Source organism: Pseudomonas sp. PDM04 (assembly GCF_014851765.1).
Lineage (GTDB): Bacteria > Pseudomonadota > Gammaproteobacteria > Pseudomonadales > Pseudomonadaceae > Aquipseudomonas.
Map to the genome: position 1 here is coordinate 275,157 of NZ_JACVAI010000008.1, position 20,355 is coordinate 295,511.

The 20,355-nt window shown below is 56.1% G+C and carries 32 protein-coding genes; 1 reads left to right on the top strand and 31 read right to left on the bottom strand.

The features are described 5' to 3' along the window. Nucleotides 1–136: 136 nt before the first annotated feature. Entirely contained in the window at nucleotides 137–2,971 is a 2,835-nt protein-coding gene (uvrA, locus tag IB249_RS27885) for an excinuclease ABC subunit UvrA (RefSeq protein ID WP_192309344.1), read from the top strand. A gap of 65 nt (nucleotides 2,972–3,036) precedes the next feature. Here the strand turns inward: uvrA and bfr are convergent, their stop codons facing one another. From bfr to tuf, 31 genes are all read right to left on the bottom strand, one after another. Beyond that, complete coding sequence (bfr, locus tag IB249_RS27890; protein WP_192309346.1) at nucleotides 3,037–3,501, bottom strand: bacterioferritin; 465 nt, start codon at nucleotides 3,499–3,501, stop codon at nucleotides 3,037–3,039. Nucleotides 3,502–3,656: 155 nt separating this feature from the next. Then, nucleotides 3,657–5,105, bottom strand: coding sequence for a catalase (locus IB249_RS27895; protein ID WP_192309348.1), 1,449 nt, complete (start codon nucleotides 5,103–5,105; stop codon nucleotides 3,657–3,659). Between the two features lie 194 nt (nucleotides 5,106–5,299). After that, nucleotides 5,300–5,686: a 50S ribosomal protein L17 gene (gene rplQ, locus IB249_RS27900; protein WP_192309350.1), complete on the bottom strand. Its 387-nt coding sequence runs from the start codon at nucleotides 5,684–5,686 to the stop codon at nucleotides 5,300–5,302. A 42-nt stretch (nucleotides 5,687–5,728) separates the two neighbouring features. Further along, nucleotides 5,729–6,730 carry a DNA-directed RNA polymerase subunit alpha gene (locus tag IB249_RS27905; RefSeq protein WP_003186012.1) on the bottom strand — a complete coding sequence of 334 codons (1,002 nt, stop codon included), beginning with the start codon at nucleotides 6,728–6,730 and terminating at the stop codon, nucleotides 5,729–5,731. 22 nt (nucleotides 6,731–6,752) lie between these two features. Then, nucleotides 6,753–7,373 (bottom strand): 30S ribosomal protein S4, encoded by a 621-nt coding sequence (gene rpsD / locus IB249_RS27910; RefSeq protein WP_122852423.1) that lies wholly within the window; start codon nucleotides 7,371–7,373, stop codon nucleotides 6,753–6,755. 18 nt (nucleotides 7,374–7,391) lie between these two features. Continuing rightward, entirely contained in the window at nucleotides 7,392–7,781 is a 390-nt protein-coding gene (gene rpsK / locus IB249_RS27915) for a 30S ribosomal protein S11 (protein ID WP_002555466.1), read from the bottom strand. 30 nt (nucleotides 7,782–7,811) lie between these two features. Further along, a complete protein-coding gene (gene rpsM / locus IB249_RS27920) occupies nucleotides 7,812–8,168 on the bottom strand; it encodes a 30S ribosomal protein S13 (protein WP_009045849.1) in 357 nt (118 codons plus the stop codon). Between the two features lie 130 nt (nucleotides 8,169–8,298). Next, nucleotides 8,299–8,415: a 50S ribosomal protein L36 gene (rpmJ, locus tag IB249_RS27925; protein WP_002555468.1), complete on the bottom strand. Its 117-nt coding sequence runs from the start codon at nucleotides 8,413–8,415 to the stop codon at nucleotides 8,299–8,301. 27 nt (nucleotides 8,416–8,442) lie between these two features. Beyond that, on the bottom strand, nucleotides 8,443–9,771 hold the full coding sequence (gene secY, locus IB249_RS27930) for a preprotein translocase subunit SecY (RefSeq protein ID WP_003228718.1): 1,329 nt from the start codon (nucleotides 9,769–9,771) through the stop codon (nucleotides 8,443–8,445). Next, nucleotides 9,772–10,209, bottom strand: a complete 438-nt coding sequence (rplO, locus tag IB249_RS27935) for a 50S ribosomal protein L15 (RefSeq protein ID WP_003228720.1) — start codon at nucleotides 10,207–10,209, stop codon at nucleotides 9,772–9,774. Between the two features lie 3 nt (nucleotides 10,210–10,212). Then, complete coding sequence (gene rpmD / locus IB249_RS27940; protein ID WP_003176408.1) at nucleotides 10,213–10,389, bottom strand: 50S ribosomal protein L30; 177 nt, start codon at nucleotides 10,387–10,389, stop codon at nucleotides 10,213–10,215. Between the two features lie 2 nt (nucleotides 10,390–10,391). Continuing rightward, nucleotides 10,392–10,892, bottom strand: a complete 501-nt coding sequence (gene rpsE, locus IB249_RS27945) for a 30S ribosomal protein S5 (protein WP_110965129.1) — start codon at nucleotides 10,890–10,892, stop codon at nucleotides 10,392–10,394. Between the two features lie 3 nt (nucleotides 10,893–10,895). Further along, a complete protein-coding gene (rplR, locus tag IB249_RS27950; protein WP_003186037.1) occupies nucleotides 10,896–11,246 on the bottom strand; it encodes a 50S ribosomal protein L18 in 351 nt (116 codons plus the stop codon). 10 nt (nucleotides 11,247–11,256) lie between these two features. Next, complete coding sequence (gene rplF / locus IB249_RS27955) at nucleotides 11,257–11,790, bottom strand: 50S ribosomal protein L6 (RefSeq protein ID WP_025129400.1); 534 nt, start codon at nucleotides 11,788–11,790, stop codon at nucleotides 11,257–11,259. Nucleotides 11,791–11,802: 12 nt separating this feature from the next. After that, nucleotides 11,803–12,195, bottom strand: a complete 393-nt coding sequence (rpsH, locus tag IB249_RS27960; RefSeq protein WP_003186040.1) for a 30S ribosomal protein S8 — start codon at nucleotides 12,193–12,195, stop codon at nucleotides 11,803–11,805. A gap of 210 nt (nucleotides 12,196–12,405) precedes the next feature. Continuing rightward, a complete protein-coding gene (gene rpsN / locus IB249_RS27965) occupies nucleotides 12,406–12,711 on the bottom strand; it encodes a 30S ribosomal protein S14 (protein WP_003228726.1) in 306 nt (101 codons plus the stop codon). Nucleotides 12,712–12,724: 13 nt separating this feature from the next. Beyond that, the gene (rplE, locus tag IB249_RS27970) at nucleotides 12,725–13,264 is read right to left on the bottom strand and encodes a 50S ribosomal protein L5 (protein ID WP_192309352.1); all 540 of its coding nucleotides are present in this window, start codon (nucleotides 13,262–13,264) and stop codon (nucleotides 12,725–12,727) included. A gap of 20 nt (nucleotides 13,265–13,284) precedes the next feature. After that, the gene (rplX, locus tag IB249_RS27975; protein ID WP_003186046.1) at nucleotides 13,285–13,599 is read right to left on the bottom strand and encodes a 50S ribosomal protein L24; all 315 of its coding nucleotides are present in this window, start codon (nucleotides 13,597–13,599) and stop codon (nucleotides 13,285–13,287) included. An 11-nt stretch (nucleotides 13,600–13,610) separates the two neighbouring features. Beyond that, complete coding sequence (gene rplN / locus IB249_RS27980) at nucleotides 13,611–13,979, bottom strand: 50S ribosomal protein L14 (protein ID WP_002555479.1); 369 nt, start codon at nucleotides 13,977–13,979, stop codon at nucleotides 13,611–13,613. Between the two features lie 23 nt (nucleotides 13,980–14,002). Continuing rightward, a complete protein-coding gene (rpsQ, locus tag IB249_RS27985; RefSeq protein WP_003176419.1) occupies nucleotides 14,003–14,269 on the bottom strand; it encodes a 30S ribosomal protein S17 in 267 nt (88 codons plus the stop codon). Between the two features lie 2 nt (nucleotides 14,270–14,271). Further along, nucleotides 14,272–14,463 carry a 50S ribosomal protein L29 gene (gene rpmC, locus IB249_RS27990; RefSeq protein WP_002555481.1) on the bottom strand — a complete coding sequence of 64 codons (192 nt, stop codon included), beginning with the start codon at nucleotides 14,461–14,463 and terminating at the stop codon, nucleotides 14,272–14,274. Continuing rightward, nucleotides 14,463–14,876, bottom strand: a complete 414-nt coding sequence (gene rplP / locus IB249_RS27995; RefSeq protein ID WP_003228729.1) for a 50S ribosomal protein L16 — start codon at nucleotides 14,874–14,876, stop codon at nucleotides 14,463–14,465. The genes rpmC and rplP overlap by 1 nt, the downstream gene beginning before the upstream one ends. A 12-nt stretch (nucleotides 14,877–14,888) precedes the next feature. Next, nucleotides 14,889–15,575: a 30S ribosomal protein S3 gene (gene rpsC, locus IB249_RS28000; RefSeq protein WP_007970424.1), complete on the bottom strand. Its 687-nt coding sequence runs from the start codon at nucleotides 15,573–15,575 to the stop codon at nucleotides 14,889–14,891. A gap of 13 nt (nucleotides 15,576–15,588) precedes the next feature. Beyond that, nucleotides 15,589–15,921 (bottom strand): 50S ribosomal protein L22, encoded by a 333-nt coding sequence (rplV, locus tag IB249_RS28005; RefSeq protein ID WP_003103908.1) that lies wholly within the window; start codon nucleotides 15,919–15,921, stop codon nucleotides 15,589–15,591. A gap of 11 nt (nucleotides 15,922–15,932) precedes the next feature. Then, a complete protein-coding gene (rpsS, locus tag IB249_RS28010; protein WP_085585806.1) occupies nucleotides 15,933–16,208 on the bottom strand; it encodes a 30S ribosomal protein S19 in 276 nt (91 codons plus the stop codon). Between the two features lie 16 nt (nucleotides 16,209–16,224). After that, on the bottom strand, nucleotides 16,225–17,049 hold the full coding sequence (gene rplB, locus IB249_RS28015) for a 50S ribosomal protein L2 (protein ID WP_007924198.1): 825 nt from the start codon (nucleotides 17,047–17,049) through the stop codon (nucleotides 16,225–16,227). A 14-nt stretch (nucleotides 17,050–17,063) separates the two neighbouring features. Next, the gene (gene rplW, locus IB249_RS28020; protein WP_002555488.1) at nucleotides 17,064–17,363 is read right to left on the bottom strand and encodes a 50S ribosomal protein L23; all 300 of its coding nucleotides are present in this window, start codon (nucleotides 17,361–17,363) and stop codon (nucleotides 17,064–17,066) included. Further along, nucleotides 17,360–17,962, bottom strand: a complete 603-nt coding sequence (gene rplD / locus IB249_RS28025; RefSeq protein ID WP_007924200.1) for a 50S ribosomal protein L4 — start codon at nucleotides 17,960–17,962, stop codon at nucleotides 17,360–17,362. The genes rplW and rplD overlap by 4 nt, the downstream gene beginning before the upstream one ends. Before the next feature lie 12 nt (nucleotides 17,963–17,974). After that, the gene (gene rplC / locus IB249_RS28030; protein ID WP_024778327.1) at nucleotides 17,975–18,610 is read right to left on the bottom strand and encodes a 50S ribosomal protein L3; all 636 of its coding nucleotides are present in this window, start codon (nucleotides 18,608–18,610) and stop codon (nucleotides 17,975–17,977) included. Between the two features lie 80 nt (nucleotides 18,611–18,690). Next, nucleotides 18,691–19,002, bottom strand: a complete 312-nt coding sequence (gene rpsJ, locus IB249_RS28035; protein WP_003186070.1) for a 30S ribosomal protein S10 — start codon at nucleotides 19,000–19,002, stop codon at nucleotides 18,691–18,693. A gap of 157 nt (nucleotides 19,003–19,159) precedes the next feature. Further along, nucleotides 19,160–20,353, bottom strand: coding sequence for an elongation factor Tu (tuf, locus tag IB249_RS28040; protein WP_192309353.1), 1,194 nt, complete (start codon nucleotides 20,351–20,353; stop codon nucleotides 19,160–19,162). Nucleotides 20,354–20,355 lie beyond the last annotated feature (2 nt).

Genomic DNA, 20,355 nt, shown 5'->3' on the forward strand with positions numbered 1-20,355 from the left:
TATCTCGCGACGCTTTGCCGCGTCCCGCTGACAGACTCTTCATGTAAGAGCGTAATCCACTCGTTTGATAGTGTGCATCCATCCAGTATTTGGCCGTATACTCCTACGTTTTCGACGCCCGCCAAGCGAGGCCACTTTGGACAAGATCCTGATTCGTGGGGCCCGAACCCACAACCTGAAGAACATCGACCTGACCCTGCCACGGGACAAACTGATCGTCATCACCGGCCTGTCCGGGTCCGGCAAATCGTCACTGGCGTTTGACACGCTGTATGCCGAAGGTCAGCGCCGTTACGTCGAGTCGCTGTCGGCCTATGCCCGGCAGTTTCTGTCGATGATGGAAAAACCCGACGTCGACACCATCGAAGGCCTGTCGCCCGCCATTTCCATCGAACAGAAGTCCACCTCGCACAACCCGCGCTCGACGGTCGGCACCATCACCGAGATCTACGACTACCTGCGCCTGCTTTACGCTCGCGTCGGTATTCCGCGCTGCCCGGACCACGATATTCCACTGGAAGCGCAAACCGTCAGCCAGATGGTCGACCTGGTCCTCGCCCAACCCGAAGGCAGCAAGCTGATGCTGCTGGCCCCGGTGATCCGCGAGCGTAAAGGCGAACACCTGTCGGTCTTCGAAGAGCTGCGCGCCCAGGGCTTCGTGCGTGCACGGATCAACGGCAAGCTGCATGAGCTGGACGAAGCGCCCAAGCTCGACAAGCAGAAAAAACACACGATCGATGTCGTGGTCGACCGTTTCAAGGTCCGCGCCGATCTGCAGCAGCGCCTGGCCGAGTCTTTCGAAACCGCGCTGAAACTGGCGGACGGTATCGCGCTGGTTGCGCCGATGGACGACGAGCCGGGCGAAGAGATGATCTTCTCCGCCCGCTTCGCCTGCCCGATCTGTGGCCACGCCATCAGCGAGCTGGAACCCAAGCTGTTCTCCTTCAACAACCCCGCCGGTGCCTGTCCGACCTGTGACGGCCTGGGGGTGAAGCAGTTCTTCGACATCAAGCGACTGGTCAATGGCGAACTGACCCTGGCCGAAGGCGCGATTCGCGGCTGGGACCGGCGCAACGTCTACTATTTCCAGATGCTCGGCTCGCTGGCGTCGCACTACAAGTTCAGCCTGGAAGTGCCGTTCAACGAACTGCCGGCCGAACAGCAGAAAGTCATCCTGCATGGCAGTGGCTCGCACAACGTCGACTTCAAGTACCTGAACGATCGCGGCGACATCGTCAAGCGCTCGCACCCGTTCGAAGGCATCGTGCCCAACCTGGAACGGCGCTATCGCGAAACCGAATCGGCTTCCGTACGTGAAGAACTGGCCAAGTTCCTCAGCACCCAGCCCTGCCCGGATTGCCGTGGCACCCGTCTGCGGCGCGAGGCGCGGCATGTCTGGGTGGGTGAGAAGAACCTGCCGGCAGTGACCAACCTGCCGATTGGCGATGCCTGTGACTACTTCGGCGTATTGAAGCTGACCGGTCGTCGTGGCGAAATCGCCGACAAGATCCTCAAGGAAATCCGTGAACGCCTGCAGTTCCTGGTCAACGTCGGCCTCGACTACCTGTCCCTGGACCGCAGTGCCGACACCCTGTCAGGTGGTGAAGCGCAGCGAATCCGCCTGGCCAGTCAGATCGGTGCCGGTCTGGTCGGGGTGTTGTACATCCTCGATGAACCGTCCATCGGCCTGCACCAGCGCGACAACGATCGGCTGCTGGGCACGCTTAAACACCTGCGCGACATCGGCAACACGGTGATCGTGGTCGAGCACGATGAAGACGCGATCCGCCTGGCGGACTATGTGGTGGATATCGGTCCGGGCGCTGGCGTACACGGCGGCAGCATCGTCGCCGAAGGCACACCGGCCGAGGTCATGGCTCACCCCGATTCTTTGACCGGCAAGTACCTGTCCGGCCGGGTGAAAATCGAAGTGCCGGCCAAACGCACGCCGCGCAACAAGAAGCTGTCGCTGTCCCTGAAGGGAGCACGTGGCAACAACCTGCGCAACGTCGATCTGGATATCCCGATTGGACTGCTGACCTGTGTGACCGGGGTCTCCGGGTCCGGCAAGTCGACGCTGATCAACAACACGCTGTTTCCGCTGAGCGCCACCGCCCTCAACGGGGCCACGACGCTTGAAGCAGCCGCGCACGACAGCATCAAGGGCCTCGAGCACCTGGACAAGGTCGTCGACATCGACCAGAGCCCCATCGGCCGTACCCCGCGCTCCAACCCGGCGACCTATACCGGTTTGTTCACGCCGATTCGCGAGCTGTTCGCCGGTGTGCCGGAATCCCGTTCGCGCGGTTACGGCCCGGGGCGTTTCTCCTTCAACGTGAAGGGCGGACGCTGCGAGGCTTGCCAGGGTGACGGCCTGATCAAGGTCGAAATGCATTTCCTGCCGGACATCTACGTTCCATGCGATGTCTGCAAGAGCAAGCGCTACAACCGCGAAACCCTGGAGATCAAGTACAAGGGCAAGAGCATCCACGAAACCCTCGAAATGACCATCGAGGAAGCGCGGGAGTTCTTCGATGCGGTTCCGGCGCTGGCGCGCAAGCTGCAGACGTTGATGGACGTCGGCCTGTCGTACATCAAGCTGGGGCAATCGGCGACCACACTCTCGGGGGGTGAAGCACAGCGTGTGAAACTGTCCCGCGAGTTGTCCAAGCGCGACACCGGCAAGACCCTGTACATCCTCGACGAGCCGACCACCGGCCTGCACTTCGCGGACATCCAGCAACTGCTCGACGTGTTGCACCGCTTGCGTGACCACGGCAACACTGTCGTGGTGATCGAGCACAACCTGGACGTGATCAAGACCGCCGACTGGCTGGTGGACCTGGGGCCGGAAGGCGGCTCCAAGGGCGGCCAGATCATTGCCGTGGGTACACCGGAAGAGGTCGCCGAGATGAAGCAGTCTCATACCGGCTTCTATCTCAAGCCTTTGCTCGAGCGCGACAGGGCCTGAATCCGGCCCATGAAAAAGCCCCTGTCACGTTATCGGTGACAGGGGCTTTTTTATAACCGCTGCTATCAGGCGTGGGATTGCAGGTAGTTCTCGATGCCGATCAACTTGATCAGACCCAACTGCTTCTCGAGCCAGTAGGTGTGGTCTTCCTCGGTGTCATTCAACTGAACACGCAGGATCTCGCGACTGACGTAATCCTTGTGCAACTCGCAGAGCTCGATGCCCTTGCAGAGTGCGGCGCGGACCTTGTACTCCAGGCGCAGGTCGGACGCGAGCATGTCAGGAACCGAAGTGCCGACATCGACGTCATCGGGACGCATGCGCGGCGTACCTTCCAGCATCAAAATCCGGCGCATCAGCGCATCGGCGTGGCCGGCTTCCTCTTCCATCTCGTGGTTGATTCGTTCGTAGAGCTTGGTGAATCCCCAGTCCTCATACATCCGCGAGTGAACGAAATATTGGTCACGCGCGGCCAGTTCGCCGGTCAGCAACGTGTTGAGGTAATCGATTACGTCTGGGTGGCCTTGCATCGCCCTACATCTCCCTGCTTGAAAGTCTGTAGTTTGAACCAACATGACCGCGAGGTCACTCACCAGACGCAATAAAAGCGAAGATATTCTGAGAAAAGCAGCTTAAATAACGCAAAAACCGCCCAAATGAGGGCGGTTCTGCTTCTCGTTTAGACTTAGTTAAGCTGTACGCCCAACGCCTTTGCGATTGCTTCTCCGTACGCTGGATCAGCCCTGAAGAAATGTTGCAGCTGGCGATCGACTACATCACCGGAAACCCCGGCCATCGCACCGGCGATGTTGCTCACCAGCAGGGATTTCTGCTCATCGCTCATCAGACGGAACAACGCCCCGGCATGACTGTAGTAGTCGGTGTCCTCACGATGATCGTAACGATCGGCCACGCCGCTCAGCTTGAGCGCTGGCTCTGCGTAGCGAGGCGCTTGCTTAGGCGACTCCACATAGCTGTTTGGCTCGTAGTTCGGTGCAGCGCCGCCATTGCTGCCAAACGCCATGGAGCCGTCGCGCTGATAGCTGTTGACCGGACTGCGAGGCGCATTCACCGGCAGTTGCTGGTGGTTGGTGCCCACACGGTAGCGATGCGCATCGGCGTAAGCGAACACGCGCCCCTGCAGCATGCGATCCGGTGACAGGCCGACACCCGGTACCATATTGCTCGGGCCGAAGGCGGCCTGCTCCACTTCAGCGAAGTAGTTCAGCGGATTACGGTTGAGCTCGAGTTCGCCCACTTCGATCAGCGGGAACTCTTTCTGCGACCAGGTCTTGGTCACATCGAACGGGTTTTCATAGTGCGCCTCAGCCTGGGCCTCGGTCATGAGCTGGATGCAGACACTCCATTTCGGGAAATCGCCGCGCTCGATGGCCTCGAACAGGTCACGCTGGGCGTAGTCCGGATCGGTACCCGCCAAGCGCGCAGCTTCTGCCGGTGCCAGGTTCTTGATGCCCTGCTTGGTCTTGTAGTGCCACTTCACCCAATGACGCTCACCGCTGGCGCTGATCAAGCTGTAGGTGTGGCTGCCGAAGCCGTGCATATGACGGTAGCCATCAGGGATGCCACGGTCCGAAAACAGAATGGTGACCTGGTGCAACGCCTCGGGCGAGTGCGACCAGAAATCCCACATCGCTTGAGCGCTTTTCAGATTGCTTTGGGGCAGACGCTTCTGGGTGTGGATAAAGTCCGGGAACTTGAGCGGATCACGGATGAAGAACACCGGCGTGTTGTTGCCGACGATGTCCCAGTTGCCTTCTTCGGTGTAGAACTTCAGGGCGAAACCACGTGGATCGCGCTCGGTGTCGGCCGAGCCACGCTCACCGCCTACCGTGGAAAAACGCAGGAATGTCGGGGTTTGCTTGCCGACTGATTCGAACAATTTGGCGCTGGTGTACTGGGTGATGTCGCGTGTCACGGTAAACGTACCGTAGGCACCCGAACCTTTGGCGTGAACCCGGCGCTCCGGAATGTTTTCCCGGTTGAAATGGGCGAGCTTCTCCAGCAAGTGGAAGTCATCGAGGAGCAGTGGACCGCGAGGGCCGGCGGAGCGGGAATTCTGGTTGTCAGCGACAGGAGCGCCACTGGCGGTAGTGAGTATCTTATTTTGGCTCATGCGATCTCTTCCTCTTCAGTCTTGAACTGCCGGCTAATCGGCTGAGAAGGAGTATTGATCAGAAATGTTACACCTACAAATTCATTACGCCATGCGAGTCGATAGAAAATAACTAACTGTACGAGATGGCCAACTTTTCGATCGCCCACAAAAAACCGGGCACGAGGCCCGGTTCCTTGTTTCAGACTGACGTCTTACTCAGCGGATACAGCTTCACCGCCGACAGCACGATCAACCAACTCGACGTACGCCATAGGCGCGTTGTCGCCAGCGCGGAAACCGCACTTGAGGATGCGCAGGTAGCCACCCTCACGGGTAGCGTAACGCTTGCCCAGGTCGTTGAAGAGCTTACCAACGATAGCTTTCGAACGAGTACGGTCGAAAGCCAGACGGCGGTTAGCAACGCTGTCAATCTTGGCCAAGGTGATCAGCGGCTCGGCAACGCGGCGCAGTTCTTTGGCTTTTGGCAGTGTAGTTTTGATCAGCTCGTGCTCGAACAGCGACACCGCCATGTTTTGGAACATGGCCTTGCGGTGCGAGCTGGTGCGGCTCAGGTGACGACCACTTTTACGATGACGCATGGTTCATTCCTTACCAAACACAACGTTCGGTGATTACGACGATCAGGCAGTCGCCTTGTCGTCCTTCTTAAGACTTGCAGGCGGCCAGTTGTCGAGGCGCATGCCGAGGGACAGACCGCGGGAGGCCAGAACGTCCTTGATTTCAGTCAAGGATTTCTTGCCCAGGTTCGGAGTCTTCAACAGCTCTACTTCGGTACGCTGAATCAGGTCACCGATGTAGTAGATGTTTTCCGCCTTAAGGCAGTTGGCCGAACGTACAGTCAGTTCCAGATCGTCAACCGGGCGAAGCAGGATCGGATCGATCTCGTCTTCCTGCTCGACAACCACAGGCTCACTGTCACCTTTGAGGTCGACGAACGCAGCCAACTGCTGTTGCAGAATGGTTGCAGCACGGCGGATAGCCTCTTCAGGATCCAGGGTACCGTTGGTTTCCAGATCAATAACCAGCTTGTCCAGGTTGGTACGCTGCTCGACACGGGCGTTTTCCACCACGTATGCGATACGGCGAACCGGGCTGAACGAAGAGTCGAGCTGCAAGCGACCAATGCTGCGGCTTTCGTCTTCATCGCTCTGACGCGAGTCTGCCGGTTCATAACCACGACCACGAGCTACGGTGAGCTTCATGTTCAGGGCGCCGTTAGACGCCAGGTTAGCGATTACGTGATCGGGGTTAACGATCTCGACATCATGATCCAGCTGAATATCGGCAGCGGTAACCACCCCCGAACCCTTCTTCGACAAGGTCAGCGTAACTTCGTCACGACCGTGCAGCTTGATAGCCAGACCTTTAAGGTTCAACAGGATTTCAATTACGTCTTCCTGTACGCCTTCGATGGCGCTGTACTCATGGAGTACACCGTCAATCTCGGCCTCGACTACTGCACAGCCGGGCATTGAGGACAACAGGATGCGGCGCAGCGCGTTGCCCAGGGTGTGGCCGAAACCACGCTCGAGAGGCTCGAGAGTGATCTTGGCGCGGGTTGGACTGACAACCTGCACATCGATATGGCGTGGTGTCAGGAACTCATTTACCGAAATCTGCATGGATGCACCTATTTTCTAGCCCTTACTTGGAGTAGAGCTCGACAATCAGGCTTTCGTTGATGTCGGCGGACAGATCACTGCGAGCTGGAACGTTCTTGAAAACGCCCGACTTCTTCTCAGTGTCTACTTCTACCCATTCTACGCGGCCACGTTGGGCACACAGATCGAGAGCTTGGACAATGCGAAGTTGGTTTTTTGCCTTCTCGCGAACAGCGACCACGTCACCAGCACGAACCTGGTAGGACGGAACGTTAACGGTTTTGCCGTTTACGCTGATCGACTTGTGCGATACCAGCTGACGGGATTCGGCACGAGTCGAACCAAAGCCCATACGGTATACAACGTTGTCCAGACGGCATTCGAGCAGTTGCAACAGGTTTTCGCCAGTTGCGCCTTTCTTGCCAGCAGCTTCTTTGTAGTAGCCGCTGAATTGACGCTCGAGAACGCCGTAGATACGACGGACCTTCTGCTTTTCACGCAGTTGGGTGCCGTAGTCGGACTGGCGACCGCGGCGTTGGCCGTGGATACCAGGTGCTGCTTCAATGTTGCACTTCGATTCGATCGCGCGCACGCCGCTCTTCAGGAAGAGATCGGTGCCTTCGCGACGAGCGAGTTTGCATTTTGGACCAATGTAACGAGCCATTCTTTACAATCTCCTGGATTACACGCGGCGCTTCTTCGGCGGACGGCACCCGTTGTGCGGGATTGGCGTCACGTCGGTGATGCTGGCGATCTTGTAGCCACAGCCGTTCAAAGCACGAACTGCAGATTCACGACCTGGGCCTGGACCTTTGACGTTAACGTCGAGGTTTTTCAGACCGTATTCCAGCGCAGCTTGACCAGCACGTTCAGCAGCTACTTGAGCAGCGAACGGGGTGGACTTGCGGGAACCGCGGAAACCCGAACCACCGGAGGTAGCCCAGGAAAGAGCGTTACCTTGACGGTCGGTGATGGTCACGATTGTGTTGTTAAAAGAAGCATGGATGTGGGCGATGCCATCAACCACTGTCTTTTTAACTTTTTTACGAGGACGAGCAGCAGGTTTTGCCATGATTAAATTCCTGTCGATTCGCTGGGGCGATTACTTGCGGATCGGCTTACGCGGACCTTTACGGGTACGCGCGTTGGTCTTGGTACGCTGACCGCGTACTGGCAGACCACGACGATGACGCAGACCGCGATAGCAACCGAGGTCCATCAAGCGCTTGATTTTCATGTTGATTTCGCGACGCAGGTCACCTTCAGTGGTGAACTTCGCCACTTCGCCACGCAGCTGTTCAATCTGCTCGTCGCTCAGATCCTTGATCTTTGCGGCTGGGTTTACCCCAGTCTCTGCACAGATCTTCTGTGCAGTTGTGCGACCAACACCATAGATGTAGGTCAGCGAGATAACAGTATGCTTGTTATCTGGAATGTTAACGCCTGCAATACGGGCCATTCAGTGGGACTCCAATTGACAGCTACCTACGCCCCGGAAGCCAAGAAATAGGGCGCGAGATAATATCGCTGTAATAACAAATAATCAACCCGGTAGCGCACTAGCTACCGGGCTTGAAGCACAATCACACTCAGCCTTGGCGCTGTTTGTGACGCGGTTCCGCGCTGCAAATTACTCGAACAACACCTTCGCGGCGAATAATCTTGCAGTTACGGCACAGCTTTTTCACCGATGCACGAACTTTCATCACCAACTCCTCGAACCTTATGGGTACTCAGCGCAACATGCCGCTGCCGTAACCCTTCAGGTTGGCTTTCTTCATCAGGGATTCGTACTGGTGCGAAACGAGGTGCGATTGTACTTGGGACATGAAGTCCATCACAACCACGACGACGATCAGCAACGAGGTCCCGCCAAGGTAGAACGGTACGTTTGCCGCAACCACCAGGAACTGGGGCAGCAGGCACACGGCCGTCATGTATAGAGCACCGAACATGGTCAAGCGAGTCAAAACGCCATCAATGTAGCGCGCAGACTGCTCACCTGGACGGATGCCCGGAATAAAGGCACCGGACTTCTTCAGGTTTTCCGCTACGTCTTTCGGATTGAACATCAACGCCGTATAGAAGAAGCAGAAGAAAATAATCCCTGCACTAAACAGCAGAATATTCAATGGCTGACCAGGAGCGATCGACTGCGAGATGTCCTGCAACCAGCCCATACCTTCGGACTGACCAAACCAGGCACCCAACGAAGCCGGGAACAGCAAAATGCTGCTCGCGAAAATGGCCGGGATAACACCGGCCATGTTCACCTTCAGCGGCAAGTGGCTCGTCTGCGCAGCGAAAACCTTGCGGCCCTGCTGACGCTTGGCGTAGTGAACAGCAATACGACGCTGACCACGCTCAATGAACACCACGAAACCGATAATCGCTACTGCCAGCAAACCGATGGCAACCAGGGCGAAAATGTTGATATCACCCTGCCGCGCAGACTCGAAAGACTGCCCGATCGCTCTCGGAAGACCGGCAACGATACCCGAAAAGATCAACATCGAGATACCGTTGCCAACACCACGCTCAGTAATCTGCTCACCCAGCCACATCATGAACATCGCGCCAGCCACAAACGTGGATACCGCAACGAAATGGAAGCCAAAGTCACCAGTGAACGCAACGCCCTGCCCTGCCAGACCAATGGACATGCCAATAGCCTGAACGAGAGCGAGAACGACAGTGCCGTAGCGGGTGTACTGGCTGATCTTGCGACGGCCAGCTTCACCTTCCTTCTTCAACTGTTCCAGCTGCGGGCTGACGGCGGTCATCAGCTGCATGATGATCGATGCCGAAATGTACGGCATGATCCCCAGTGCAAAGATACTCATCCGCTCCAGCGCGCCGCCGGAAAACATGTTGAACAAGCTAAGAATGGTCCCCTCATTCTGTCGAAACAGGTCCGCGAGTCGGTCCGGGTTGATACCTGGAACCGGGATGTGTGCGCCTATTCGGTAGACGATAATCGCCAGGAACAGAAAACGCAGACGAGCCCAGAGTTCAGACATACCGCCTTTGCCGAGCGCAGAGAGAGCACCTTGCTTAGCCATTTATTCCTCGAACTTGCCGCCAGCTGCTTCGATAGCCGCACGCGCACCTTTGGTGGCGCCGATTCCCTTTCCGATGGTTACAGCGCGAGTCACTTCACCGGACAGCATGATTTTCACGCGCTGTACGTTGACGTTGATCACGTTGGCATCTTTCAAGGACTGCACGGTGACGATGTCGCCTTCCACTTTAGCCAGCTCGGACAGACGCACTTCTGCGCGGTCCATGGCTTTCAGGGAAACGAAACCGAATTTCGGCAGGCGACGATGCAGCGGCTGTTGACCGCCTTCAAAGCCTGGAGCAATGGTGCCACCGGAGCGGGAGGTCTGACCTTTGTGGCCACGGCCACCGGTTTTACCCAAACCACTACCGATACCACGGCCCGGACGATGCTTTTCGCGACGGGAACCCGGCGCTGGACTCAGATCATTGAGTTTCATCGATTAACCCTCGACACGCAGCATGTAGTAAGCCTTGTTGATCATCCCGCGATTCTCGGGAGTATCCTGGACTTCTACAGTGTGACCGATGCGACGCAGACCCAGACCCTTAACGCACAGTTTGTGGTTAGGGATACGGCCGGTCATGCTTTTGATCAGCGTTACTTTTACGGTAGCCATGATCAGAAGATCTCCTTGACGCTTTTGCCACGCTTGGCGGCAATGGATTCAGGAGATTGCATAGCCTTCAAACCCTTGAAAGTGGCGTGAACCACGTTTACCGGGTTAGTCGAGCCGTAGCACTTGGCCAGAACGTTCTGAACGCCAGCAACTTCGAGAACGGCACGCATAGCGCCGCCAGCGATGATACCGGTACCTTCAGAAGCAGGCTGCATGTAGACCTTCGAAGCGCCGTGAGCGGACTTCGTCGAGTACTGCAGGGTAGTGCCGTTCAGATCAACCTGGATCATGTTGCGGCGAGCAGCTTCCATTGCCTTCTGGATCGCAGCAGGCACTTCACGCGACTTGCCACGGCCGAAGCCAACACGCCCTTTACCATCACCCACCACGGTCAACGCGGTGAAAGTGAAGATACGGCCGCCTTTAACGGTTTTGGCTACGCGGTTAACTTGAACCAGCTTCTCGATGTAGCCTTCGTCGCGCTTTTGGTCGTTATTTGACATAACTTAGAACTCCAGCCCAGCTTCACGAGCAGCATCAGCCAGCGCCTTGACGCGGCCGTGGTACTTGAAGCCAGAGCGGTCGAAAGCCACCTGCGAGACGCCAGCGGCTTTTGCACGCGTAGCGACCAGCTGGCCAACCTTAGTGGCCGCGTCGATGTTGCCAGTGGCACCATCACGCAGTTCTTTGTCCAAAGTCGAGGCACTTGCCAGGACTTTGTTGCCGTCGGCCGAAATGACCTGGGCGTAGATGTGCTGCGACGAGCGGAACACGCAGAGACGCACGACTTCGAGTTCGTGCATTTTCAGGCGTGCTTTGCGAGCGCGACGCAGTCGAGTAACTTTTTTGTCGGTCATTTGCTATGCCCTACTTCTTCTTGGCTTCTTTACGACGGACGACTTCGTCCGCGTAGCGCACACCTTTGCCTTTGTACGGCTCTGGTGGACGGAAGTCGCGGATCTCGGCGGCCACTTGACCTACCAGCTGCTTATCGATGCCCTTGATCAGGATATCGGTCTGGCTAGGAGTCTCAGCGGTGATGCCTTCCGGCAGTTCATAATCCACTGGGTGCGAGAAGCCAAGAGCCAGGTTCAGCACTGTGCCTTTTGCTTGCGCTTTGTAACCAACACCGACCAGCTGGAGCTTGCGCTCGAAGCCTTGGCTTACGCCCTGGACCATGTTGTTTACCAACGCACGAGTGGTACCGGCCATTGCGCGAGTTTGTTGATCGCCATTGCGAGCAGCGAAACGCAGCTCACCAGCTTCTTCAACGATCTCAACGGACGAATGGACGTTCAGTTCGAGAGTGCCCTTGGCACCCTTCACCGAAAGCTGTTGGCCTGCGAATTTGACTTCGACACCGGCTGGCAGCTTAACGGGGTTCTTAGCGACGCGAGACATGCTTATCCCCCCTTAGAACACAGTGCAAAGAACTTCGCCGCCGACACCGGCAGCGCGCGCAGCACGATCAGTCATCACACCCTTGTTGGTGGAGACGATAGACACACCGAGACCGCCACGAACTTTTGGCAGATCATCGACGGACTTGTACTGACGCAGGCCTGGACGGCTAACGCGCTTCACTTCCTCGATGACCGGACGGCCTTCGAAGTACTTCAGCTCGATGGACAGCAGTGGCTTGATTTCGCTGCTGATCTGATAACCCGCAATGTAACCTTCGTCCTTCAGGACTTTGGCAACAGCTACCTTCAAAGTAGAAGATGGCATGCTTACGACGGACTTTTCAGCCATCTGGGCATTACGGATTCGAGTTAGCATGTCCGCTAACGGGTCCTGCATACTCATGGGCTAGATGCTCCTAATACACAAAAAATTAGCCTTGCGGCTACTACGTGTCGCCGAATACAACCGCGCAAAAAAAGCACGGGCTCAGGCGAGCCGGGTATTCTAGACACACCCCACAAATGAATCAAGCCCCAAAAGGGGCTTGATTCAAGTTCAAGGTCACCAGTGGTCAGGATCTTGCAATCCCGACCACCCCGACATTGACAGTGCTTACCAGCTGGCTTTAACCAGACCTGGTACGTCACCACGCATTGCCGCTTCACGCAGTTTGTTACGGCCCAGGCCGAACTTGCGGTAAACGCCGTGCGGACGACCAGTCAGGCGGCAACGGTTACGCATGCGCGAAGCGCTCGCGTCACGTGGTTGCTTCTGCAGAGCTACGGTAGCTTCCCAACGCGCTTCTGGACTTGCGTTCAGATCGACGATGATAGCTTTCAGCGCTGCACGCTTGGTGGCGTACTTGGCAACGGTGAGCTGACGCTTCAGCTCACGGTTTTTCATGCTCTTCTTGGCCATTTTCCTACTCCAATCAGTTGCGGAACGGGAATTTGAAAGCACGCAGCAGAGCGCGGCCTTCGTCATCGTTCTTGGCAGTGGTGGTCAGGGTAATGTCCAGACCGCGGAGAGCATCGATCTTGTCGTAGTCGATTTCCGGGAAAATGATCTGCTCTTTCACGCCCATGCTGTAGTTGCCACGACCATCGAAGGACTTGGCATTCAGGCCGCGGAAGTCGCGAACCCGAGGCAGGGAGATCGACAGCAGACGATCCAGGAACTCGTACATACGCTCACGGCGCAGGGTCACTTTGACGCCGATCGGCCATCCTTCACGGACTTTAAAGCCAGCGATGGATTTACGAGCGTAGGTCACAACGACTTTCTGGCCGGTGATCTTTTCCAGGTCAGCAACAGCGTGTTCGATGACTTTTTTGTCGCCGATCGCTTCGCCCAGACCCATGTTCAGGGTGATCTTGGTAACGCGCGGAACTTCCATCACGTTCGAAAGCTTAAGTTCTTCCTTAAGTTTCGGAGCGATTTCCTTCCGGTAAAGCTCTTTTAGTCGTGCCATGGTCTTCTACCTAGCAGTGTTCAAGCATCAACCGCTTTTTGGGTCGACTTGAAGACACGAATTTTCTTACCGTCTTCTACTTTGAAACCAACGCGGTCAGCCTTGTTGGTTTCGCCGTTGAAGATGGCGACGTTGGAAGCGTGCAGTGGCGCTTCTTTCTCGACGATACCGCCTTGTACGCCCGACATCGGGTTAGGCTTGGTATGGCGCTTGACCAGGTTCAGACCACCAACAACCAGACGGTTGTCAGCAAGAACCTTCAGCACCTTACCGCGCTTACCTTTGTCTTTGCCGGCGATCACGATGATCTCGTCGTCACGACGAATCTTTTGCATGTCGGATCTCCTTACAGCACTTCTGGGGCGAGCGAGACGATCTTCATGAACTTCTCAGTACGAAGTTCACGGGTCACTGGCCCAAAGATACGGGTGCCGATCGGCTCTTGCTTGTTGTTCAACAGAACAGCAGCGTTGCCATCAAAGCGGATAATGGAGCCATCGGCACGACGTACGCCGTGACGAGTGCGGACTACAACAGCAGTCATCACTTGGCCTTTTTTCACTTTACCGCGAGGAATTGCTTCCTTGACGGTAACCTTGATGATGTCACCGATACCAGCGTAACGACGATGGGAGCCACCCAGCACCTTGATGCACATAACACGGCGAGCGCCGCTGTTATCGGCCACATCGAGCATGGATTGAGTCTGAATCATATAATTTCTCCGACCCCTAGTCCTTAGACTTCCACAGCGCGTTCGAGAACATCAACCAGCGCCCAAGACTTGGTCTTGGCCAAAGGACGAGTTTCACGAATAGTGACTTTGTCGCCGATGTGGCACTGATTGGTTTCGTCGTGCGCGTGCAGCTTAGTCGAACGCTTAACGTATTTACCGTAGATCGGGTGCTTGACGCGACGCTCGATCAGAACGGTGATGGTTTTGTCCATCTTGTCGCTGACAACACGGCCAGTCAGCGTACGGACAGTCTTTTCGGCTTCAGCCATGATCACTTACCTGCCTGCTGGTTGAGCACAGTCTTCACGCGAGCGATGTCACGCTTAACTTGCGAGAGCAGATGAGACTGCCCCAACTGGCCAGTTGCTTTCTGCATGCGCAGATTGAACTGGTCGCGCAGCAAGCCGAGCAGTTGCTCGTTCAGCTGCTGTGCGGATTTTTCACGAAGTTCATTCGCTTTCATCACATCACCGTCCGTTTAACAAAGGAGGTGGCGAGCGGCAGCTTTGCAGCAGCCAGGGCGAAAGCCTCACGCGCCAGCTCTTCAGAAACACCCTCGATTTCATACAGGACTTTGCCTGGCTGAATCTGGGCAACCCAGTATTCGACGTTACCCTTACCTTTACCCATCCGAACTTCGAGTGGCTTCTTGGAAATAGGCTTGTCCGGGAATACACGGATCCAGATCTTGCCGCCACGTTTTACGTGACGGGTCAGAGCACGACGCGCTGACTCGATCTGACGAGCGGTGAGACGACCACGAGCAACAGACTTCAGCGCGAACTCGCCGAAGCTGACTTTGCTACCGCGCAGTGCCAGACCACGGTTGTGGCCGGTCATCTGCTTGCGGAACTTCGTACGCTTTGGTTGCAACATTTGGCGTACCCCTTACTTAGCAGCTTTTTTACGAGGCGCTGGTGCTTGTGGTTTCAGTTCTTCTTGGCGACCACCAATTACTTCGCCTTTGAAGATCCAAACCTTTACACCGATCACACCGTAAGTGGTGTGAGCTTCGTAGTTGGCATAGTCGATGTCGGCACGCAGGGTGTGCAGTGGCACACGACCTTCGCGATACCATTCAGTACGTGCGATTTCAGCACCGCCGAGACGACCGCTCACTTGGATTTTGATGCCTTTGGCACCAATGCGCATGGCGTTCTGTACTGCGCGCTTCATAGCGCGACGGAACATGACGCGACGCTCCAGCTGCTGAGCTACGCTCTGCGCAACCAGCATACCGTCGAGCTCCGGCTTGCGGATCTCTTCGATATTGATGTGCACAGGCACACCCATTTGCTTGGTCAGGTCCTGACGCAGCTTCTCAACATCTTCACCTTTCTTCCCGATAACGATACCTGGACGAGCGGTGTGGATGGTGATGCGTGCAGTTTGAGCCGGACGATGGATATCGATACGGCTTACGGACGCGCTTTTTAGTTTGTCTTGGAGATACTCACGCACATTCAGATCTGCGAGCAAATAGTCCGCATAAGTCCGACCGTCTGCGTACCAGACGGAGGTGTGCTCCTTGACGATTCCCAGGCGAATGCCAATGGGATGTACTTTCTGACCCATCTCTTCGACTCCGTTACTTGTCAGCAACCTTGACAGTGATATGGCAAGACCGCTTGACGATGCGATCAGCACGGCCTTTGGCACGTGGCATGATGCGCTTCAGCGAACGCCCTTCGTTGACGAAAACGGTGCTGACCTTCAGGTCATCAACGTCTGCGCCTTCGTTATGCTCGGCGTTGGCTACGGCCGACTCCAGCACTTTTTTCATGATCTCGGCGGCTTTCTTACTGCTGAAAGCCAACAGGTTGAGCGCTTCGCCCACCTTCTTCCCGCGGATCTGGTCGGCGACCAAGCGGGCTTTCTGGGCGGAGATTCGAGCGCCCGACAACTTAGCGGCTACTTCCATTTCCTAACCCCTTAACGCTTGGCTTTCTTGTCAGCCACGTGCCCGCGATAGTTACGGGTACCGGCGAACTCGCCCAGTTTGTGGCCGACCATGTCTTCGTTCACGAGAACTGGGACGTGCTGACGACCGTTGTGTACTGCGATGGTCAAACCGACCATTTGTGGCAGGATCATCGAACGACGCGACCAGGTTTTCACCGGTTTGCGATCATTCTTTTCCGCCGCCACTTCGATCTTCTTCAGTAGGTGAAGATCGATAAAAGGACCTTTTTTCAGAGAACGTGGCACTGTCGTATCCCTCTATTTACTTGCGACGACGGACGATCATTTTGTCGGTACGCTTATTACCACGAGTCTTCGCGCCCTTAGTCGGGAAGCCCCATGGCGATACCGGATGACGACCACCAGAGGTACGACCTTCACCACCACCATGTGGGTGGTCAACCGGGTTCATGGCAACACCACGAACGGTTGGGCGAACGCCACGCCAGCGTTTGGCACCAGCTTTACCCAGCGAACGCAGGCTGTGCTCGGAGTTCGAGACTTCACCCAGGGTCGCACGGCATTCAGCCAGCACTTTACGCATCTCACCAGAACGCAGACGCAGGGTCACGTAGACACCTTCACGAGCGATCAGCTGAGCCGAAGCACCAGCGGAACGAGCGATCTGAGCGCCTTTACCTGGCTTCAATTCGATGCCGTGTACGGTGCTACCAACTGGAATGTTGCGCAGTTGCAGAGCGTTGCCCGGCTTGATCGGTGCCAGAGCACCTGCGATCAGCTGGTCGCCAGCGCTCACGCCTTTAGGGGCGATGATGTAGCGACGCTCGCCATCTGCGTACAGCAGCAGAGCGATGTGAGCAGTACGGTTTGGATCGTATTCGATACGCTCGACAGTGGCAGCGATGCCATCTTTGTCGTTGCGACGGAAGTCAACCAAACGATAGTGCTGCTTATGACCACCACCAACGTGACGAGTGGTAATACGGCCATTGTTGTTACGACCACCAGACTTCGACTTTTTCTCGAGCAGCGGTGCGTGAGGAGCGCCTTTATGCAGCTCCTGGTTGACCACCTTGACCACAAAACGGCGGCCAGGGGAAGTCGGTTTGCATTTAACGATTGCCATGATGCACCCCTTCCTTACTCAGCACTGCTGCTGAAATCGAGATCTTGGCCTGGCTGAAGGGAGATAACTGCCTTCTTCCAGTCATTACGCTTGCCCAGACCGCGAGCAGTGCGCTTGCTCTTACCCAGAACATTCAGGGTAGTAACACGCTCTACTTTCACGCTGAACAGGCTTTCGACGGCCTTCTTGATTTCCAGCTTGGTTGCGTCAGTAGCAACCTTGAAAACGAACTGGCCTTTCTTGTCTGCCAGAACCGTAGCCTTCTCGGAAACGTGCGGGCCAAGCAGAACTTTAAATACGCGTTCCTGGTTCATCCCAGCAGCTCCTCGAATTTCTTCACGGCCGACACGGTGATCAACACCTTGTCGTATGCGATCAGACTAACTGGATCGGAACCTTGCACGTCACGTACATCAACGTGTGGCAGGTTACGAGCAGCCAGGTACAGGTTCTGATCAACAGCGTCCGACACGATCAGAACGTCGGTCAGGCTCATGTTGTTCAGTTTGCCCAGCAGGTCTTTGGTTTTCGGGGTTTCAACAGCGAAATCCTGAACCACAACCAGACGATCAGTACGCACCAGCTCAGCAAGGATGGAACGCATTGCTGCGCGATACATCTTCTTGTTCAGCTTCTGAGAGTGATCCTGAGGACGAGCTGCGAAAGTGGTACCGCCGCCACGCCAGATTGGGCTACGGATAGTACCGGCACGAGCACGGCCAGTACCTTTCTGACGCCATGGGCGCTTGCCGCCACCGGAAACGTCGGAACGGGTCTTTTGCTGCTTGCTACCCTGACGGCCGCCAGCCATGTAGGCCACGACTGCTTGGTGAACCAGCGTCTCGTTGAATTCGCCGCCAAATGTCAGTTCGGAAACTTCGATCGCTTGAGCGTCATTTACATTTAATTGCATGTCAGCTTCCCCTTAACCGCGAGCCTTGGCTGCTGGACGTACAACCACGTTGCCGCCAGTAGCGCCAGGAACAGCGCCCTTGACCAACAACAGATTGCGTTCAGCGTCCACGCGCACTACTTCGAGGGACTGCACGGTCACGCGCTCAGCGCCCATATGACCGGACATTTTTTTGCCCTTGAATACACGACCAGGAGTCTGGCACTGGCCGATAGAGCCTGGAACGCGGTGGGATACGGAGTTACCGTGGGTGTTATCTTGCCCGCGGAAGTTCCAACGCTTGATCGTACCCTGGAAGCCTTTACCCTTGGACTGACCGGTTACATCAACCAGTTGACCAGCGGCGAAGATTTCAGCTTTGATCAGATCGCCGGCCTGGTACTCGCCTTCTTCAAGACGGAACTCCAGAACGGTACGACCAGCGGCAACGTTCGCCTTGGCGAAGTGGCCAGCCTGAGCTGCTGTTACACGCGAAGCGCGACGCTCGCCGACAGTGACTTGCACTGCACGATAGCCATCGGTTTCTTCAGTTTTGAACTGGGTGACGCGATTCGGCTCGATCTCAATGACCGTGACCGGAATGGAGACACCTTCTTCGGTGAAAATACGGGTCATACCGCATTTACGACCGACTACACCAATAGTCATGTTGTAAACCTCATGAGTGTACGGGGCTTTCACCCGCTATGGCCGCCCATTTCAGAGCGTTACACGACTAAGACAGAGTCTTAGCCGAGGCTGATCTGCACTTCCACACCGGCCGCAAGATCAAGCTTCATAAGAGCATCAACGGTTTTATCCGTTGGCTGGACGATGTCCAGAACACGCTTATGAGTACGGATCTCGTACTGGTCACGCGCGTCTTTGTTGACGTGCGGGGAGACCAGAACGGTGAACCGCTCTTTACGGGTAGGCAGTGGAATAGGACCACGCACTTGAGCACCAGTACGTTTCGCGGTTTCCACGATTTCCTGGGTTGATTGGTCGATCAGGCGATGGTCGAAAGCCTTCAACCTGATACGGATTTGCTGATTTTGCATTGGATTTCAGACTCCGGCTGCTATTCCCACCGGGCGCAATACGCCCGTTAAAAGGAGGCGCAATTCTATAGACGCCCCAGATAGGTGTCAACCCAATAAAAAAGCCCCCGCTAAGCGGGGGCTTTCTCAAAGCATCGAAGCGATCTCGATAAAGAGATTACTCGATGATTTTGGCTACGACGCCAGCGCCGACGGTACGACCGCCTTCACGGATAGCGAAACGCAGACCGTCTTCCATCGCGATGGTTTTGATCAGGGTAACAGTCATTTGAATGTTATCGCCTGGCATTACCATTTCAACGCCTTCTGGCAGCTCGCAGTTACCAGTCACGTCAGTAGTACGGAAGTAGAACTGTGGACGGTAGCCTTTGAAGAACGGAGTGTGACGACCGCCTTCTTCCTTGCTCAGAACGTAAACTTCTGCGGTGAACTTGGTGTGCGGCTTAACCGAACCCGGCTTAACCAGAACCTGACCACGCTCAACGTCGTCACGCTTGGTGCCACGCAGCAGAACGCCGCAGTTCTCGCCAGCACGACCTTCGTCGAGCAGCTTGCGGAACATCTCAACACCGGTGCAGGTGGTGGTGGTGGTGTCACGCAGACCAACGATTTCCAGCGCATCTTGAACGCGAACGATACCGCGCTCGATACGACCAGTCACAACAGTACCGCGACCGGAGATCGAGAATACGTCTTCGATTGGCATCAGGAATGGCTTGTCGATAGCACGCTCTGGCTCTGGGATGTAGCTGTCCAGAGTTTCTACCAGCTTCTTGACAGCGGTAGTGCCCATTTCGTTGTCGTCTTTGCCTTCCAGCGCCATACGAGCGGAACCGATGATGATTGGAGTGTCATCACCTGGGAAGTCGTAAGTGCTCAGCAGGTCGCGCACTTCCATCTCAACCAGCTCCAGCAGCTCAGCGTCGTCTACCAGGTCAGCCTTGTTCAGGAAAACCACGATGTACGGAACGCCTACCTGACGGGACAGCAGGATGTGCTCACGGGTTTGTGGCATCGGACCATCAGCGGCCGAGCAAACCAGGATCGCGCCGTCCATCTGGGCAGCACCGGTGATCATGTTCTTCACGTAGTCAGCGTGACCTGGGCAGTCAACGTGAGCGTAGTGACGAATCTTCGAGTTGTACTCGACGTGCGCGGTGTTGATGGTGATACCACGAGCTTTTTCTTCTGGCGCGCTGTCGATCTTGTCGAATTCAACTACGGCCGAACCGAAAACTTCGGAGCAGACGCGAGTCAGAGCTGCGGTCAGAGTGGTTTTACCGTGGTCAACGTGACCAATGGTGCCAACGTTGACGTGCGGAAGGGAACGATCAAATTTTTCTTTAGCCACGA

Excerpts from the sequence above, each read along its gene's own strand:
- rpsH (WP_003186040.1), bottom strand. The coding sequence starts at position 12,195 with ATGAGTATGCAGGACCCGTTAGCGGACATGCTAACTCGAATCCGTAAT.
- rpsK (WP_002555466.1), bottom strand. The coding sequence starts at position 7,781 with ATGGCAAAACCTGCTGCTCGTCCTCGTAAAAAAGTTAAAAAGACAGTG.
- rplV (WP_003103908.1), bottom strand. The coding sequence starts at position 15,921 with ATGGAAGTAGCCGCTAAGTTGTCGGGCGCTCGAATCTCCGCCCAGAAA.
- rplQ (WP_192309350.1), bottom strand. The coding sequence starts at position 5,686 with ATGCGTCATCGTAAAAGTGGTCGTCACCTGAGCCGCACCAGCTCGCAC.
- rplC (WP_024778327.1), bottom strand. The coding sequence starts at position 18,610 with ATGACTATTGGTGTAGTCGGTCGTAAATGCGGTATGACCCGTATTTTC.
- rpsD (WP_122852423.1), bottom strand. The coding sequence starts at position 7,373 with ATGGCTCGTTACATTGGTCCAAAATGCAAACTCGCTCGTCGCGAAGGC.
- rplF (WP_025129400.1), bottom strand. The coding sequence starts at position 11,790 with ATGTCTCGCGTCGCTAAGAACCCCGTTAAGCTGCCAGCCGGTGTCGAA.
- rpsQ (WP_003176419.1), bottom strand. The coding sequence starts at position 14,269 with ATGGCTGAAGCCGAAAAGACTGTCCGTACGCTGACTGGCCGTGTTGTC.
- rpsC (WP_007970424.1), bottom strand. The coding sequence starts at position 15,575 with ATGGGTCAGAAAGTACATCCCATTGGCATTCGCCTGGGAATCGTCAAG.
- rplB (WP_007924198.1), bottom strand. The coding sequence starts at position 17,049 with ATGGCAATCGTTAAATGCAAACCGACTTCCCCTGGCCGCCGTTTTGTG.
- secY (WP_003228718.1), bottom strand. The coding sequence starts at position 9,771 with ATGGCTAAGCAAGGTGCTCTCTCTGCGCTCGGCAAAGGCGGTATGTCT.
- rplE (WP_192309352.1), bottom strand. The coding sequence starts at position 13,264 with ATGGCACGACTAAAAGAGCTTTACCGGAAGGAAATCGCTCCGAAACTT.
- rplR (WP_003186037.1), bottom strand. The coding sequence starts at position 11,246 with ATGACCGACAAAAAAGTTACTCGACTGCGTCGCGCTCGCAAAGCACGC.
- IB249_RS27905 (WP_003186012.1), bottom strand. The coding sequence starts at position 6,730 with ATGCAGATTTCGGTAAATGAGTTCCTGACACCACGCCATATCGATGTG.
- rplW (WP_002555488.1), bottom strand. The coding sequence starts at position 17,363 with ATGAACCAGGAACGCGTATTTAAAGTTCTGCTTGGCCCGCACGTTTCC.
- IB249_RS27895 (WP_192309348.1), bottom strand. The coding sequence starts at position 5,105 with ATGAGCCAAAATAAGATACTCACTACCGCCAGTGGCGCTCCTGTCGCT.
- rplN (WP_002555479.1), bottom strand. The coding sequence starts at position 13,979 with ATGATTCAGACTCAATCCATGCTCGATGTGGCCGATAACAGCGGCGCT.
- rpmJ (WP_002555468.1), bottom strand. The coding sequence starts at position 8,415 with ATGAAAGTTCGTGCATCGGTGAAAAAGCTGTGCCGTAACTGCAAGATT.
- rpsN (WP_003228726.1), bottom strand. The coding sequence starts at position 12,711 with ATGGCCAAGAAGAGCATGAAAAACCGTGAGCTGAAGCGTCAGCTCACC.
- rplP (WP_003228729.1), bottom strand. The coding sequence starts at position 14,876 with ATGTTGCAACCAAAGCGTACGAAGTTCCGCAAGCAGATGACCGGCCAC.
- rplO (WP_003228720.1), bottom strand. The coding sequence starts at position 10,209 with ATGAAACTCAATGATCTGAGTCCAGCGCCGGGTTCCCGTCGCGAAAAG.
- rpmC (WP_002555481.1), bottom strand. The coding sequence starts at position 14,463 with ATGAAAGCGAATGAACTTCGTGAAAAATCCGCACAGCAGCTGAACGAG.
- rpmD (WP_003176408.1), bottom strand. The coding sequence starts at position 10,389 with ATGGCTACCGTAAAAGTAACGCTGATCAAAAGCATGACCGGCCGTATC.
- rplX (WP_003186046.1), bottom strand. The coding sequence starts at position 13,599 with ATGCAAAAGATTCGTCGTGACGACGAGATCATCGTGATCGCCGGCAAA.
- rplD (WP_007924200.1), bottom strand. The coding sequence starts at position 17,962 with ATGCAATTAAATGTAAATGACGCTCAAGCGATCGAAGTTTCCGAACTG.
- rpsE (WP_110965129.1), bottom strand. The coding sequence starts at position 10,892 with ATGTCAAATAACGACCAAAAGCGCGACGAAGGCTACATCGAGAAGCTG.
- bfr (WP_192309346.1), bottom strand. The coding sequence starts at position 3,501 with ATGCAAGGCCACCCAGACGTAATCGATTACCTCAACACGTTGCTGACC.
- rpsM (WP_009045849.1), bottom strand. The coding sequence starts at position 8,168 with ATGGCCCGTATTGCAGGCGTTAACATTCCAGATAACAAGCATACTGTT.
- rpsJ (WP_003186070.1), bottom strand. The coding sequence starts at position 19,002 with ATGCAAAATCAGCAAATCCGTATCAGGTTGAAGGCTTTCGACCATCGC.